We start from the raw sequence: 15,765 nt of genomic DNA on the forward strand, positions 1-15,765 counted from the left end.
CTGCCTCTGAGAGGTCCACAGTGCGACGGGCGCGGGCGGACGGGAGACTGTCGTGGAGAGCTTCAGGTGCGCCGCGTGCGGGCGGGAGATCAAACCCGCGGCCGTCTGCCCGCACTGCGGCGCGGAGCAGTCACAGTGGGCCGAGCACCTGGCCGACATCGAGCGCTCGATCGCCGAGATGAAGGCCCGCGACGCCGAGATCGCCCGCGAGCAGCGGCAGATCGCCGCCAAGATGCAGGCCGCCCTCTTCCAACGCGACATCCTGGCGCACGCCGGTGAGGAGCGGATCAAGCAGGCCACCCGGCCCCGCAAGGTGCTGCGCCGGCGTCCGGGGCGCCGCCCGCCCACCGCCGCCACCGGCGCCCCGCCCCGGGTGCCCCGCCAGGGCACCCCGCCACCCGCGCCGGACGACCTGCCCCCGTCGCCGCCGCGCGGCCGACCGCAGTGGCTCGACGCGGACGACCCGGAGCATCCGCCGGAGGCGTCCTCGCGCGAGGTGCAGAACATCCCTCTCGGCCTCGGCGCGCTGCTGCTCGGCGTCGCGGCGGTGGTCTTCGCCGCGGTCGCCACCAGCTCGATGGACGCGCTGGCCCGGCTCGGCGTGCTGCTGGTGGCCACCGTGCTGATGTTGCTCGCCCCGCCGGTGCTGGCCCGCCGCGGTCTCACCTCGACCGCCGAGACCATCGCCGCGGTCGGGCTGCTGCTCGTGCCGCTGGCCGGCTACGCGGTCTGGGCCGTCGACCGGATCGGCGGCGGCACCTCGGGGGCCGCGTTCGCCGGCTCGATCTTTCTGGTCACCACCGTGGTCGCGGTCGGCTATGCGTACGGCACCGGGTTGCGCGCGCCCCGCTTCGCCACCGTGCTGGCCGCCCAGCCGGTGCTGCCACTGCTGGCGTACGAGCGGATCACCGGGCCGACCGGGTGGGCCCTGGCGCTCACCGTGGTGGCCGTGCTGGACCTGGCGCTGGTCCGGTCCGCGGTGGTGCGGGAACGGCCGGTCCGGGCGGACCTGCCGACCGCCGCGCCGCGGGTCGCGGCCCCGCCCCCGCAGCGTCTCGACGACGACCGGCCCGAGTCCGCGCCGGAGGAGTCCGCCGAGGCGCTCGGCGGGGAGCCACCCGCCGGCCCGGCCACCGCCCCGGCGACCCGGCCGGTGCCGTGGCTGGGTGAGTTGACCTGGCTGCTGCACGGCGTGGCGCTCGCGCTCGCGCTGGCGTACGCGGTCACCGCCCTGCTGCGTTCCGCCACCGTGCCGGCCGCCGCGGCCGCCGGCGCGGTGCTGCTGCTGGCCGCGCTCACCGCGTTGGCCGGCACGCTGGTGCTGCGCCGGCCGCCGCTGCCCGACGTGGGTGCCGGCATCGTCACGCTCGCGGTGATCGGCGCGCTCGGCCGGGTCGCCTCGGTGGCCCTCCCCGGCCGGTCCCTGCTGCTGATCGCGGCGGTCATCGCGCTCACCGGGTTCGCGGTCCGGGCGATGCCGGAGGCGGCCCGCCGGGGCCCGCAGGTCGCCTCCGCGGTGGCGCTCACGGTCAGCGGCCTGGTGGTCGCCGGTGGCGCGCTGCGGGCCGGCCTGGCCCCGGTCCGGGCGGCGCTGCCGGCCTGGTCGGCCGACCTGAGCGGCTGGCACGCCGAACTGGCCCGGGCGGTCGGCCCCACCGGTTGGCAGCTCGCCGCGAGCGCCCTGCTGCTCACCGTCGCCGCCGTGGTCGCGCTGCCGGCGGAGATCCGGCGGGAGTTCGCGGTGGTCGGCGCGGCGCTCACCGCGCTCGCCGTGCCGGCCTCGCTCGGTCTGGGCTGGGCGGCGGCCTGCTGGCCGATGCTGCTGACCGCGGTGGCCGTCGGCGTGCTCGGGCTGACCGCCGGCACCGACCGCGCCGCCGCGGCGCACGCGGTGACCGCCGCCGGGCTGGGGTTGGTCGGGGCCGGGGCGGCGCTCGCCCGGCCGGCGCTCACCGCCGCCGCGCTGACCCTGCTCTTCCTGGCCGGCGCGCTGGTCTCGCTCGCACCCCGGGTCCGGATCGCCGCCGCCGCGACGGATCCGGTCTGCGCCTGGGCGGCCGGCGGCGCCGCGTTCGCCCTGCCCGGCGCGGTGGCCGCGTTCGTCGCCGCCACCGTGCCGGCGCCACCGGCACCCACGCCGGCCAACCTGCGCGAGATCACCGTCCCGATCCTCGCCGCGATTTTCCTCGCCGTCTGCGTGACGCTCGCCTACGCCGCCCTGGTCCAGGTGGCGCAGCGGCAACTGAGCACGCCGCACGCGCTCGGCACGGTGCTCGGCGCGGTGGCCGTCGCCGCCGCCGGGTTCGGTGCGCCCGGCGCCACCTCGGCGGACGCCTGGGTGAGCGGCCTGCTGCTGATCAGCGCCGTACTGCTGGCGCTGGCCCCGCGGATCGACGCCGGCCGCCGCGCCGACATGTCGCTCGACGGGTCGGACCTGGCCCTCGCCGCGACCACTGTGGCGCTGGTCGCCACGCTCGCCCGGATCGCCGCGGTGCTCGCGCCGGGCGGCCAACTCGTGGTGGCGGCCGTGCTGGTGCTGGTGGTGGCCGTCGCGGCCCGGGCCCTGCCGGAGGAGTGGCGGCGCGGGCCGATCCTCGGCATCGCGGCCGGCGGCACGCTTATCGGTCTCGTCGCCGCCTGGAGCGCGCTGCGCGGCGGCGTCGGGGTGCTGGCCACCCCCGGCCCGATCTGGGCCGGGGACCTGAGCGGCTGGCCCGCCGCGCCCACCGGCGGGGCGACCTGGCAGGCGCCGGTGGCACTGGCGCTGCTCGCGGTGACCGCCGCGATCCTGCTGCCGCCACCGTGGAAGTACGACGTCTCCGGCGTGGCCGCGGTGCTCGCCACTGTGGGCGCGCCAGCGGCGTTCGACCTGCCCTGGTGGTCGCCGGTGCTGGTCGGCGCCATGGTGGCCACGGTCTACGGAGCGGCGGCGGTGGCCGCCGCGGACCCGCGGGCCGCGTTGTCCCGGGCGACCGTGGCCGGGGTGGTGGCGCTGCACGCCGCCGGTGCCGGGCTGGTCCGGCCCTGGACCACCGCGCTCGCCCTGGGCAGCATCGCGTTGATCGGGGTGACCGTGGCGGCCCTGGCCCGTTCGTTCGCGCCGACCCTGGTGCAGGACGTCCGCGCCGAGGGCATGCCGCCGCACCTGGTCCAGGTGGGCGGCGCCGCCGCCGGGGCGGCCCTGTTCGCTCTGCCCGGCGCGGTGGCCGCGTTGTCCGCCGAGTTCGGCCGTCCCGCCCAGGTGGTGCTCACCGCCGCGCTGGCCGCCGCCAGCATCGGCCTGGCCCTGGTCGCGGCGGTCCGCCGGCAGGTGCCGCAGTACCTTCCGTACGCCAGCGTGGCCGTCGTCGGCGCGGCCACCGTCACCGCCGTCGCCGCCCTCCTCGTCCACCTGCCCGCCGGCGTGTTCGCCGCGGCGGCGGCGCTGCTCGGCGTGCTCGCCGAACTGATCCGGGCGGCCACTGTCCCGCCGGCCGGCTCGGCCCGGCCGGTACGCCGCTGGTCGGCGCTGCTGGACGGGGCGCTGCGCCGGGACCGGGAGGCGCCGACCGAGTTGCGGTGGCGGGTCAGTCCGGCCGCCGGGGCGCTGGCCGCGGCGGCGCTGCCCACCGCGCTGGCGCTGGTCACCCTGGCGCCACCGCTGGTGGTCGCGCTCTTCTCGACGTTCGTGGTGCTCGGTCGGGTGTGGCAGGGGCCGCCGCCGGAACTGCTCACGCCGCCGCCGGACGCCGTGGACCCCACCCATGTGCTCACCGCGCTGCTGCTCACCGCGACCGCGGCGCTGGCGGCGAGCGGCTTCAGCGGGGGTCGCCGGTCCCGGGCGGTGCCGGTGATCCTGCCCGGGGCGGCTCTCACCCTGCTGATCACGCCGGTGGCGCTCGGTCAGGGTTGGCCGGTGACCGCCCAGGCGGGCCTGGTCGTGTTCACCATCTCGATGCTGGGGCTGGCGTTGACGCCGCCGCCGGCGCTGGCCGAGCCGGGACGCTCGATCCGGGTCGCCCGGGTGCTGGTCTTCGTCATCGGGTTGGCCGCCGGCGGCGCCGGGCTCGCCGGCAGCCTCGCCACCCGCGACCTGACGCTGATCACGCTGGGCAGCGCGGTCGCCGTGGGCCTGGTCGCCGCGTTCTTCGGCACCACCCAGCGGGCCCGGATCCTCGGCTGGTTGTTCGCCTCGCTGATGGCCCAGCTCTTCGTGCTCACGCTGGGTCTGGTGGCCGGGCTGGCCGCGGTCTGGTCCGCGTTCGGGGTGCTCGCCGTCGGCGCCGCGTTGCAGGTCTTCGCCGCCACCCTGCCCCGGCTGCGGCGGCCCGAGGCCTACCGGGAGGCGGCCACCGTCGAGTGGAGTGGTTACGGCGCGGCGCTGATCGCGCTGGCCCTGGCGTACGACTCGCCCCGGCACATCGCCGCGCTGCTGGCCGCCTGGGGCGCCGTGCTCGGGGTGGCGGCCAGCCGGCCGGGACGACGTCCGATGGAACGGAACCTGCTGTTCTGGGCGGTGGTGGCCTGCGAGATCAGCGCCTGGTGGATCCTGATGCGGGTGGCCGAGGTGGCGTTGCCCGAGGCGTACACGCTGCCGTTCGCGGCGCTGGCCCTGCTGGTCGGGGTGCTGCAACTGCGTCACCGGCCGGACATGTCGAGTTGGGTGGCGTACGGGCCGGCTCTGGTCGCCGCGTTCCTGCCCTCGCTGGCGATCGTGGTGGCGACCGACTCCACCATGCTGCGGGAGGTGCTGCTGCTGCTCGGCGCCGTGGCGGTGCTGATCTTCGGCTCGACGAGCCGGCAGCAGGCGCCGGTGATCGTCGGTGCCACGGTGACCGCGATCGCCGCGGTGCACGCGCTGTTCAGCCTCGGTCCCTGGCTGGTGCTGATCCCGGTCGGCCTGGTCCTGCTGGTGCTCGGCGCGAGCAACGAGCGCCGCCGCCGTGCCCAGGAGCGCTTGCAGACCGCGCTGCGCGGGATGCGCTGAGGCGACCGGCCACGGCCTGAACACCTCACCGCTCGACGGGCTCGACGGGCTCGACGGGCTCGACGGGCTCGACGGGCTCGACGGGCTCGAACACTTTGCGTGACGACGTGCGGGCCGCGACCGGTAGTGCTTTTCCGCCTTTGCTCTGCAGCCACGGAGGCAGCAGTCACTCGGTGTGACCGCTGCCGTCAAGCGCGGCTTCGCGGCGAAACCCAACGCCGCAGGCAGAAGCGGTGCTGCGTGGAAGGCTGCAGAGCAAAGGCGGCGGCAGGCCCTAACGGACCCCGCCGCAGTCGATCACGGAGAGCGACACCGCGGTGCGAATACTCAGCGTGAGCAATGCACGGGAGGGCGGCGGTCAGGCCAGGGCGGCGCGGAGCGCGGCTTCCTTCTCGGCCACCAGATCCTCCAGGCTCGCCTGGTAGGCGGCCATCTTGTCACGCAACGCGGGGTCGGAGGCGCCGAGGATACGCACGGCGAGCAGGCCGGCGTTGCGGGCGTTGCCGATCGACACGGTGGCGACCGGCACGCCGGCGGGCATCTGCACGATGGACAGCAGCGAGTCCATCCCGTTCAGGTGCTTGAGCGGCACCGGCACCCCGATCACCGGCAGCGGGGTGACCGAGGCGACCATGCCGGGCAGGTGGGCCGCCCCGCCCGCGCCCGCAATGATCACGCGGATGCCCCGAGCGGCGGCTTCCCGGCCGTACTCGATCATCTTGACCGGGGTGCGGTGCGCCGAGACCACGCCGACCTCGTACGGCACGCCGAACTCGTCGAGCGCCTCGGCGGCGGCCCGCATGGTCGGCCAGTCCGAGTCGCTCCCCATGATCAGCCCGACGGTGCTCATGCCGAGCCGACCGGGCATGCCCTCACGGCCCTCGCTCCGCTCGGTGCGTTCGCTCATGCCGAGCCGACCGGGCATGCCCTCACGGCCCTCGCTCCGCTCGGTGCGTTCGCTCATGCACGTCCCTCCTGGAGCCAGCGGGCCGCGCGCGCGGCTCGGGTCCGTACGTCGGCCAGATCGGTCCCGAGCACCGTGACGTGCCCGATCTTGCGGCCCGGCCGGACCTGCTTGCCGTAGAGGTGGACCTTGGCGCCGGGTTCGGCGGCGAACAGATGGTGCAGCCGCTCGTCGATGGAGATCCCACCCGGCTCCCCGCCGAGCACGTTCGCCATCACCACGACCGGCGCGGTGAGCGAGGTGTCCCCCATCGGATAGTCGAGCACCGCCCGCAGGTGCTGCTCGAACTGCGACGTGCGGGCGCCCTCGATGGTCCAGTGCCCCGAGTTGTGCGGGCGCATGGCCAACTCGTTGACGACCAGCCCGGCCGGCGTGTCGAACAGCTCCACCGCCAGCAGCCCGACCACGCCGAGCGCGGTGGCCAGGTCGATCGCGAGCTGCTGCGCCGCGACCGCCTGCTCCTCGGGCAGGTCGGGCGCGGGCGCCAGCACCTCGACGCAGATCCCGTCGCGCTGCACCGTCTCCACCACCGGGTACGCGGCGACCTGCCCGAACGGCGACCGGGCCACCTGCACGGCCAGCTCCCGGCGCAGCGCCACCCGCTCCTCGACCAGCAGCGGCGTGCCGCCGTCGAGCAGCGTCGCGGCCAGCTCGGCGGCCCGGTCGGCGTCGTCCACCAGCCAGACGCCCCGACCGTCGTAGCCGCCCCGGGCGGCCTTGAGCACCACCGGCCAGCCGGTCTCCGCGCCGAACGCGACCAGGTCGGCCGGCGACTCCACCGGACGCCAGGCCGGGTTGGGCGCGCCCAACCCGCCCAGCCGTTCCCGCATCACCCGCTTGTCCTGCGCGTGCACCAGCGCCTCGGCCGGTGGGAAAAGCTTCACGCCCTCGTCGGTCAGCGTGCGGATGTGCGCGTTCGGCACGTGCTCGTGGTCGAACGTGACCACGTCACAGCCCTTGGCGAACGTGCGCAGCGCGGTCAGGTCGGTGTGGTCGCCGTACTGGACGTCGGCGGCGACAAGCGCCGCGCCGTCGTCGGGGGCGACCGCCAGCACGCGCAGTGACTGGCCGAGGGCGATGGCGGCCTGGTGGGTCATCCGGGCCAACTGGCCGCCACCCACCATGCCCACGACGGGAAGTCCGGTCCGGGAGTCCATAACGCCGCCAGCCTATAAGGGCCGCCGGCACCCCCGTCCGCGAGGGCGGCTGCGCCCGACCGGCGTCACCCACCACTCAGCCGAGCTGGGCCACCAGCTCGTCGACCGAGGTCACCGGCCGCTGACAGACGAAACCCCGGCAGACGTACGCGGTGGGCCGCCCGTCGACAAGCGGGCGCTCGGCCAGCAGTGGCACGCCGGGCTGGTCCGGGGCGCCGGCCACCACCACCGCGCCGGGCGGGGCGTGCCGGCGCGCGGCGGCCACCAGCGGGTCACCGACCGGGTCGTCGGTCGCCACCGCGATCTCGTACGGCCCGGACAGCAGCGCCTCGCCGACCGTGGCGGCGTAGCCGGTGAACCGGGCGTGCCGGTCGACGATCGGCGCGACCGTCGACAGCGTCTTCTCGGCCACCTCCCGATAGCGGTTCTCCCCGGTCAACGCCGCGTACGCGACAAGCGCCGCGACGATCGCCGAGCGGCCGGACGGGGTCGCGTTGTCGGTCGGGTCGGCGGGCCGGGTGACCAGGCGTTCGGCGTCGTCGGCGGTGTCGAAGAAACCGCCGTCGGGCGCCGCGAACCGGGCCAACGCCACGTCGAGCAGCTCACCGGCCAGGGTCAGCCAGCGTCCCTCGCCGGTGAGCTGGTGCAGCGCGCAGAACGCCTCCGCGACACAGCCGTGGTCCTCCAGCACCCCGGCCGGCTCGCCGACGACCTTGTCCCGGGACACCCGGCGCAGGCGGCCGTCGACCAGGTGCACGGCGGCCAAGTGCTCGGCGGCGTCGCGCATCGCCCCGTCGGCGACGATGACCACACCCTCCATCAGGTTCGCGTCCTCGTCGTCGGGCGACGCGTAGAGCGCGGCGACCTGCTGGAACTCCGCCAGCGCGGTGATCGCCAACCCGTTCCAGGCGGCCACCACCTTGTCGTCGCGGGCCGGTTGGGGACGGGTGTCCCGGGCGGCGAGCAGCCGGCCCACCACGTCGCGCCAGCGGGCCCGCACCGCCGGATCGGCGTCGTCGACGTCGCGGGCCAGCCGCAACACGCTGCTGCCGTGCTCGAACGTGCCCTCGGCGGTGACACCGAACAGGTCGGCGGCGAACCGGCCGTCGTCCTCCCCCAGCACCTCGGCGAGCTGGGCGGGCGTCCAGACGTAGGTGAGTCCCTCGACGCCCTCGGTGTCCGCGTCCAGCGCCGAGGCGAAGCCGTCGCCCGCCCGGTGCAGCTCGTCGGCGAGGAAACGCGCGGTGTCGCGGGCCACCCGGCGGGCCAGCCGGTCGCCGGTGACCCGCCAGAGCTGGGTGTAGACCCGCAGCAGCAGCGCGTTGTCGTAGAGCATCTTCTCGAAGTGCGGCACGGTCCAGTGGCCGTCCACCGAATAGCGGGCGAAGCCGCCGGCGAGCTGGTCGTTGAGGCCGCCGCGGGCCATCGCCTCGGCGGTGTGCCGGACGATCTCCAGGCTTCGCGCCGAGCCGGTGCGGCGGTGGTGCCGGAGCAGGAAGAGCAGGTTCATGTGCGGCGGGAACTTCGGCGCGCCGCCGAACCCGCCGTTCGTCTCGTCGTACTCCTTGGCGAGCTGGGCGGCGGCGGCGTCGAGCAGCTCGGCGGTGAGCGGGGCGGTCACGCCGCCGACGGCCTGGGCGCCACCTATCGCCTCGACCACGGCGGCGCCCTGGCGCAGCACCGCCTCCCGCTGGTCGCGCCAGGCGGTGGCGACGGAACCGAGCAGCCGGATGAAGTTGGCGCGGGGGAAGTAGGTGCCGCAGAAGAACGGGGTGCCGTCCGGGGTGGCGAAGACCGTCATCGGCCAGCCTCCCTGGCCGGTCATCGCCTGGGTGGCGGTCATGTAGACGGCGTCGACGTCGGGGCGTTCCTCCCGGTCGACCTTGACGCAGACGAAGTCGTCGTTCATCAGCCGGGCCACTGCCTCGTTCTCGAACGACTCGTGGGCCATCACATGGCACCAGTGGCAGGCCGCGTAACCGACCGAGATGAGCACCGGCACGTCGCGTCGTTTCGCCTCGGCGAACGCCTCGTCGCACCAGGGCCACCAGTCGACCGGGTTGTCGGCGTGCTGGAGCAGGTAGGGCGAGGTGGCCTGAGCAAGTCGGTTCACCACCCGACCCTATCCGCCGGCCTGCGGGGTCGCCGCCGGACCGGCGCGAGCCACGGAACGTCCTTTCGCTATTCACCTTCTTCTATTTAGATCGGCGCATGCCCGGCGTCGACCGCCGCCGGGTCGTCCGAAGGAGACGGTCCATGCGCAGACTTCCCGCCCTGCTCGCCCTCGCCGCCCTCGCCGGCGCCGCGCTGGCCCCCGGCGCCGCGTCCGCCGACGTGCCACCGCAGACCAGGTGGTCCGCCAGCACCGCCGTCGGGATCCACAACACGTACGAGCGCGGCACCTACACCTACCTGGCGCAGGCGCTCGACGCCCGACCCGGCCTGATCGAGCTGGACGTCTGGCCGGACGTGCTCACCCGGCAGTGGCGGGTCAGCCACAGCAACCCGTTCGGCAACGACAACAACTGCGTGGCCGCCACCAGCGCGGCGCAGCTCTACACCGGCACCCGGAACAAGAACCTGGAGCACTGCCTGGACGACATTCGCGTCTGGCTGGGCGCGCACCCCGAGGCCGGGCCGATCATCCTCAAGCTGGAACTCAAGACCGGCTTCAGCAGCCGTACCGGGCAGGGGCCGGCCCAGCTCGACGCGGTGCTCGCCGCGCGGCTCGGCGACCGGGTGTTCCGCCCGGCCGACCTGCTCGGCGGCCACCCCACGCTGGACGCCGCCGCCCGCGCGGACGCCTGGCCGACCCGGGCGCAGCTCGCCGGCAGGGTGCTCGTGGAGCTAATCCCCGGCACCGTCGAGGAGGGCAACCCGACCGACACGCTCTGGACCGACGTGGAGTACGCCCGCCACCTGGCCGGCCTGGCGGCAGCCGGCACGCTGGGCACCGCCCGGGCGTTCCCGGCCGTGCACCGCGCCCAGGCCGGCGACCCCCGCTCCCGGTACGCGGACACCGCCCTGCGGCAGTGGTTCGTGCTCTTCGACGGCGACGCCTCGGCGTACCTCGGCGGGAGCATCGACACCGCCTGGTACGACGCGAACCACTACCTGCTGGTGATGACCGACGCGCAGAACGTGTCCCCGGCCGTCCCCGGTGGTGACGCCGACGCGGCGGCGGCCCGGGTCGCCCAACTGGCCCGCGCGCACGCCAGCATCGCCTCCGCCGACTGGTCCACCCTGCCCACGGTCCTCGACGACGTCCTCCCCCGAGGCTGACCACCACCCCGCCCCTCAGCCGCCCTGTTTCACGGAAAGCGTGGCCATCCGGGCCGGGATGGCCACGCTTTCCGTGAATCTGCGGCGGGCGACGGGCGGCGGGGCGACGGGCGGGGGGCGACGGGGGGCGAGCGGTGGGGGTCAGGAGGCGCCGTCGGCGCGCAGCGGGAAGACGTTGCCGCGGGAGGTGTCGCGCAGCGACCCGAGCACCGCGCCGATCTTGTCCGCCGGCATCGGCTTGAAGAAGTGGTAGCCCTGGGCGGCGGTGCAGCCCAGCTCCGCCAGCGCCGTGCGCTGCTCGGCCGTCTCCACGCCCTCGGCCACCACCCGCAGGCCCAGCTCGTGGGCGAGCCCGACGGTGGTACGGACGATCGCCGCCGCCTCCGGCGAGTCGGCCATCCGGAGCACGAAGGAGCGGTCCACCTTCAACTCGTCCACCGCGATCCGGGTGAGGAACGTCAACGAGGAAAAGCCGGTGCCGAAGTCGTCGACGGCGAGCTGCACGCCCATCGTGCGCAGCGTGGCCAGCACCTCGTCGATCACCTCCAGCTCGCTCATCACCACCGTCTCGGTGATCTCCAAGACCAGCCGGTGCGGCGGGACCTGGTGCCGGCGCAACGCCTCCTCGATCTCGGCGGGCAGCCGCGGGTCGAGCAGGCTACGCGCCGACAGGTTCACCGAGATCGGGACGTCGAGCCCTTCCCGCGCCCATCCGGCGGCCACCTCCAGTGCCTTGTCCAGCACGTAGCGGGTGAAGCTGCCGAGCTGCTCGCTGTGCTCCACCGGACGGATGAAGTCGGACGGGCCGAGCCAGCCCCGACGCGGATGCCGCCAGCGGATCAGCGCCTCCACCCCGGTCGGGGCGCCGGTGGCCAGGTCCACCGCCGGCTGCAACGCCAGCACGAGCTGGTCGTCGGCGGCCAGGGCCTCGCGCAGCTCGGCGAGCAACGCCAGGTGGTCGGTGCTCGCCGCGTCCCGCGAGCTGTCGTACGCGGCGACGCTGCCACCGCCCTCCTTCGCCTGATACATGGCGATGTCGGCGCGCCGCAGCAGCTCGGTCAGGTCGGCGGTGCCGGCGTCGGCCACCACCACGCCGACCGACACCTCGACGGACATCCGCACGCCGGCCACCTCGGCCGGGGCGGCGAGCCGCTCGGCGACCTCCCGAGCCTGGCGCAGTGCGTACGCCAGCGGGGCCGTCCGGTCCTCGACGACCGGGACCGAGGTGAGCAGCAGCGCGAACTCGTCCCCACCGAGCCGGCCGAGCAGGTCACCGGGCCGGGTCAGCACGGCCAGCCGGTTGGCGGTCAGCCGCAGTAACTGGTCACCGGCGGCGTGCCCGAGGGTGTCGTTGACCTCCTTGAACTGGTTGACGTCCAGCAGCAGCAGGGCCACCGGGTGGTCGTGCGGACTCTGCCGCAGCGCCTGGTCACCGCGGGTCAGCAGGGCGGCCCGGTTGAGCAGCCCGGTGAGCTGGTCGTGCACCGCCTCGTACGACGACCGGGCGGTGACCAGCCGCAGCTCACGGTGGGTCGCGGCGTCGTGCAGGGCGGCGGCCAGCGCGTCGCCGAAGGCCGCCACCCCGTCGCGTTCGGCGTGGCTGGGCGGGGCGGACCGGGCGAACCGCACCCGCAGTCGGCCCACCTCGACGGCGCCCACGGCGAGCCGCCGGACCAGTTCGTGCTCGCCGGAGCGGACGCACGCCGCGGGCTCCACCTCGCGATCGCGCACCTGCCCCCCGCGGTCGGCCCGGTAGCGGCGCCAGCGCCCGTCCCCGCGCGCCACGTCCACCTCGACCAGCTCGGCGCCGAAGAGGGTGAGCGCGCCACTCACCGCGGCGGTCGCCACCCCGCGCTCGTCGAGCTGGTTGAGCGCGGCGGTGGCCTCGGCGAAGGCCCGCCAGGTCCGCCGTTCCGCGTCGGCGCGCAGCCGGTGCCGGTAGGTCTGCTGGAGCAGCCACAGCGGCGGCGGCAGGAGCAGCAGCCAGCGTGGGTCGAGTGCCAGCAGCGCGACCACCACCAGGCCGACCGCGACGTTGCCGACGAACATGAGCAGCTTGCCGCGCAGCGCGGCGAGCAGCGGCGGCCCGATCGGGATGCCGTGCCGCAGGGCGATCGTGGCGGCGCCCAGCCAGCCGGTGGTGACCAGGTAGGTGACCGCGCCGGCGCTCAGCGCGACTGCCAGTTCCGGGGTGGACCCGGCCAGCAGCGGCCGGCCGAGCGCGCTGGCGACCGCCCCCGCCAGCGCCGTGGCGACGGTGAGCGAGCCGGTGATGCGGACCAGTTCCAGCACCGGGCGCCGGTCGGCGACCAGCGACATCGTGGTCCACGCGGCGCCGGCGCCGAGCAGCGCCGCGGCCGGGAGCCAGCCGGCGGGAACCAGCCAGAGGCAGACCACCAGCGCGGCCTCGCCCCAGGTGATGCTGACCATCCCGGCCGCGGTGCGGAAACGCAGCCGGGCCAGGTGGGCCACGGCGAAGGCCACCGCGGCGAGGCCGAAACGGGCCGGGCCGGGCAGCGGGTCGTCCGCCGGCAGGTGCGCGGGCACGCCGAGACCGAGCACAGCGGCCAGCAGCCCGGTGACCGCGACCGCCACGGAGAGCAGGACGACGCTCAGCGGCGTGCCGCGCAGGCCGAGCCGATCCGGGGGACGGTCGGCCGGTTCGGAGGTCACGGCCCCGCCTCGGCGGCACGTGGAATCGGGGCACGGTCGGGACCCGCTGCTGCCTTCGACATCGGCGTCCCCCTCCCGCGCAGGGTCCGGGGCCTGACGGCCCCCCGGCGGAAGGCTAAGCCAAAGCCGGTGGTCGCAACAGGGGTGAACGACCGGCTCGGGCGTGATTCATGCGGTGTTCAGCCGTTGCGGCGCTGCTGGGGGCCGTTGGGAGCATTCGTCGGTGAATCCTGCTCGACGGCACCGTCTGTCGGATCGACGACTGCCGCGTCCGCCCGGCCCGGCTCGGTCGGGTGCGGGAACCGGTCGGGCAACCGGCGCAGCCGGGCGTTCATGTTGCGGATGAGCAGGACGGTGACGGTGGCCAGCGCGACGATGAGGAAGAGGCCCATCGGGCCGGCCAGACCACCCGTGCGGGTGTCACCGAAGTTGTTCTCCGCGAGCACCTGGGCGGTGGTCAGCATGGTGTTCCTCCGATGTGCGGCTGACGACCAGGGTAGCTCCCACGGGCGTCAGCCGGCATGGCACGTCTCGCGCACCCCGGCGAAGAGGTCCGACTCGGGGAGCGGGCTGTCCACCAGCGAGCGGGCGAGTTGGAAGTCTTCCGTCGGCCAGGCGCGCTGTTGCAGGTCCATCGGCACCTGGAACCAGAACCCGTCCGGGTCGATCTGGGTGGCGTGGGCACGCAACGCGTCGTCGCGGACCGGGAAGTAGGCGGCGCAGTCGACCCGGGTGGTGACCCGCTCCCCCTTGTCGGGCCGGCCCTCCCAGCGCTTCATCCACTCGCCGTAGGGCGACTCGCGGCCGGCGGCGAGCATCGCCTCGTGCAGACTCAGGATCTTGGCGCGGGAGAAGCCCACGTCGTAGTAGAGCTTCAGCGGCTGCCACGGCTCGCCCAGCTCCCGGTGACGCTCCGGGTCGCCGGCCGCCTCGAACGCCGCCACCGTCACCTGGTGGGTCATGATGTGGTCCGGGTGCGGGTAGCCGCCCTCCTCGTCGTAGGTGGTGACGACGTGCGGGCGGAACTGCCGCATCAGCCGCACCAGCGGCGCGGCGGCGACCTCCACCTCCTGCAGGGCGAAGCAGCCCTCCGGCAGCGGCGGCAGCGGGTCGCCCTCGGGCAGCCCGGAGTCGACGAAGCCGAGCCAGGCCTGCTCGACGCCGAGCACGGCGCGTGCGGCGTCCATCTCGGCGCGGCGGATGTCGCCGATGTTGGCCCACACGTCCGGCCGGTCCATCTTGGGGTTCAGCACACTGCCCCGCTCACCGCCGGTGCAGGTGACGACCAGGACATCCACCCCCTCGGCGACGTATTTCGCCATGGTGGCGGCGCCCTTGCTCGACTCGTCGTCGGGATGGGCGTGCACCGCCATGAGACGCAGTTGCTCTGCCACCTTCGGCGCTCCTCGTCTGTGCCCGCCGACCGACCCACCCGGGCCGACCGGCTGACCTGCCGGAATCTCCCCCCGCGCCCGCGAAAGCCCCCGTGCCGGCCGGTCGCCGCCGCCTGCCGGAGTGGCCGGAACCACCCGCGCCGGTCGAGGCCGACCTGCCATCCTTGGCTCAGCGCCGGGCTGGGAAGATGGACCCTGCCATTCTTGCCGATGCCGCCGACAACGACCCCAGGAGATACCCGCCGGTGAGCGAGACGCACGCCACAGTCGCACCGGACGCGCCGGTCTTCCCGCCCGGCCGTTACGGCCGCCGCCGGGAGCCGGGGCGCCGCCGGCCGCTCCTGCTCGCCCTGGTGGTGACCGTCGCGTTGGCCGTCCTCGGGCTGGGCGCGGCGAAGCTCTACACCCAGTACGGCGATCCCGACTACCGGGGCGAGATGATCAGCTACACCGGGATCACCGACTCCCGGGTGGTGGTCGACTTCCGGGTCACCGTGCCGCCGGGCGGCTCCGCCACCTGTCTGCTGCGGGCCCGCTCGTACGACGGCGCCGAGGTGGGCCACGTCGAGGCCACGGTGACCGCCGCACCGGGCCGGCGGCACGTCCGGTCCCGACAGGAGGTGCCGACCAGCGCCCGGCCGTTCATCGGCGAGGTGTTGCGCTGCCGACCGGCCGGCTGAGCCGGGCACCCGGCGAGCCGCCGGGACACGCGACACCGGGGTCCCGGAGCCGGCACCCCGGGCGATCGACCACACCTCGACGGGTGCGGCACTGGTAACTTGGTGGTTTCACCTGTCAGCCAGTCCGCACCAACCGAGGAGATCGCCTGTGTCCACAAACGGAAACGAGGCGCCCGCCACCTGGCTGTCCCAGGACGCTCACGACCGCCTCCAGGCCGAGCTCGACGAGCTGATCGCCAATCGGCCGGTCATCGCCGCCGAGATCAACGCCCGGCGCGAGGAGGGCGACCTGCGGGAGAACGGTGGCTACCACGCCGCCCGCGAGGAGCAGGGCAAGGCCGAGGGGCGCATCCTCTACCTCAAGGAGCTGCTGCGCACCGCCAAGGTCGGTGAGGCGCCGGATGCCGACGCGGTGTCGCCCGGCATGGTCGTCACGATCTACTTCGACGACGACGCCGACGACACCGAGACGTTCCTGCTCGGCTCGCGGGAGATCGCCTCCACCACCGACCTCACCGTCTACAGCCCCGAATCCGCGCTCGGCAAGGCGATCCTCGGCGGCAAGTCGGGCCAGACCTGCACCTACACCGCCCCGAGCGGCGCCGACATCAAGGTGACGGTGGTCTCGTTCGAGCCGTACTCCGGCTGA

At 74.9% G+C, this 15,765-nt stretch carries 10 protein-coding genes; 4 read left to right on the plus strand and 6 right to left on the minus strand.

Features of this window, described 5'->3' with window-relative positions; all coding sequences use genetic code 11:
- Nucleotides 1–52: 52 nt before the first annotated feature.
- Complete coding sequence (locus AB0H28_RS08725) at nt 53–4,966, plus strand: permease (protein ID WP_358036109.1); 4,914 nt, start codon at nt 53–55, stop codon at nt 4,964–4,966.
- 358 nt (nt 4,967–5,324) lie between these two features.
- Here AB0H28_RS08725 and purE read toward each other — a convergent pair whose 3' ends face one another.
- From purE to AB0H28_RS08740, 3 genes are all read right to left on the minus strand, one after another.
- A complete protein-coding gene (gene purE, locus AB0H28_RS08730) occupies nt 5,325–5,816 on the minus strand; it encodes a 5-(carboxyamino)imidazole ribonucleotide mutase (RefSeq protein ID WP_358036605.1) in 492 nt (163 codons plus the stop codon).
- Nucleotides 5,817–5,926: 110 nt separating this feature from the next.
- Nucleotides 5,927–7,087: a 5-(carboxyamino)imidazole ribonucleotide synthase gene (locus AB0H28_RS08735; protein WP_358036111.1), complete on the minus strand. Its 1,161-nt coding sequence runs from the start codon at nt 7,085–7,087 to the stop codon at nt 5,927–5,929.
- A gap of 76 nt (nt 7,088–7,163) precedes the next feature.
- Nucleotides 7,164–9,200 carry a thioredoxin domain-containing protein gene (locus AB0H28_RS08740; protein WP_358036113.1) on the minus strand — a complete coding sequence of 679 codons (2,037 nt, stop codon included), beginning with the start codon at nt 9,198–9,200 and terminating at the stop codon, nt 7,164–7,166.
- 143 nt (nt 9,201–9,343) lie between these two features.
- Here AB0H28_RS08740 and AB0H28_RS08745 point away from each other — a divergent pair, with 143 nt between their 5' ends.
- Nucleotides 9,344–10,369 (plus strand): phosphatidylinositol-specific phospholipase C domain-containing protein, encoded by a 1,026-nt coding sequence (locus AB0H28_RS08745; RefSeq protein WP_358036115.1) that lies wholly within the window; start codon nt 9,344–9,346, stop codon nt 10,367–10,369.
- 141 nt (nt 10,370–10,510) lie between these two features.
- Here AB0H28_RS08745 and AB0H28_RS08750 read toward each other — a convergent pair whose 3' ends face one another.
- The 3 genes from AB0H28_RS08750 to mca all read right to left on the minus strand — a co-directional run bounded on the left by AB0H28_RS08750 (nt 10,511) and on the right by mca (nt 14,436).
- Nucleotides 10,511–13,000 carry a bifunctional diguanylate cyclase/phosphodiesterase gene (locus AB0H28_RS08750; protein ID WP_358036607.1) on the minus strand — a complete coding sequence of 830 codons (2,490 nt, stop codon included), beginning with the start codon at nt 12,998–13,000 and terminating at the stop codon, nt 10,511–10,513.
- 221 nt (nt 13,001–13,221) lie between these two features.
- Nucleotides 13,222–13,506 carry a hypothetical protein gene (locus AB0H28_RS08755; RefSeq protein WP_358036117.1) on the minus strand — a complete coding sequence of 95 codons (285 nt, stop codon included), beginning with the start codon at nt 13,504–13,506 and terminating at the stop codon, nt 13,222–13,224.
- A gap of 48 nt (nt 13,507–13,554) precedes the next feature.
- Nucleotides 13,555–14,436, minus strand: coding sequence for a mycothiol conjugate amidase Mca (mca, locus tag AB0H28_RS08760; RefSeq protein WP_358036119.1), 882 nt, complete (start codon nt 14,434–14,436; stop codon nt 13,555–13,557).
- Between the two features lie 245 nt (nt 14,437–14,681).
- Here mca and AB0H28_RS08765 point away from each other — a divergent pair, with 245 nt between their 5' ends.
- Both AB0H28_RS08765 and greA read left to right on the plus strand, forming a co-directional pair.
- Nucleotides 14,682–15,116: a DUF4307 domain-containing protein gene (locus AB0H28_RS08765; RefSeq protein ID WP_358036121.1), complete on the plus strand. Its 435-nt coding sequence runs from the start codon at nt 14,682–14,684 to the stop codon at nt 15,114–15,116.
- Nucleotides 15,117–15,264: 148 nt separating this feature from the next.
- Nucleotides 15,265–15,765, plus strand: coding sequence for a transcription elongation factor GreA (gene greA, locus AB0H28_RS08770; protein ID WP_091060540.1), 501 nt, complete (start codon nt 15,265–15,267; stop codon nt 15,763–15,765).

This window comes from Micromonospora sp. NPDC050980 (assembly GCF_040653835.1).
GTDB lineage: Bacteria > Actinomycetota > Actinomycetes > Mycobacteriales > Micromonosporaceae > Micromonospora.

Excerpts from the sequence above, each read along its gene's own strand:
- AB0H28_RS08755 (WP_358036117.1), bottom strand. The coding sequence starts at position 13,506 with ATGCTGACCACCGCCCAGGTGCTCGCGGAGAACAACTTCGGTGACACC.
- purE (WP_358036605.1), bottom strand. The coding sequence starts at position 5,816 with ATGAGCACCGTCGGGCTGATCATGGGGAGCGACTCGGACTGGCCGACC.
- AB0H28_RS08745 (WP_358036115.1), top strand. The coding sequence starts at position 9,344 with ATGCGCAGACTTCCCGCCCTGCTCGCCCTCGCCGCCCTCGCCGGCGCC.
- AB0H28_RS08735 (WP_358036111.1), bottom strand. The coding sequence starts at position 7,087 with ATGGACTCCCGGACCGGACTTCCCGTCGTGGGCATGGTGGGTGGCGGC.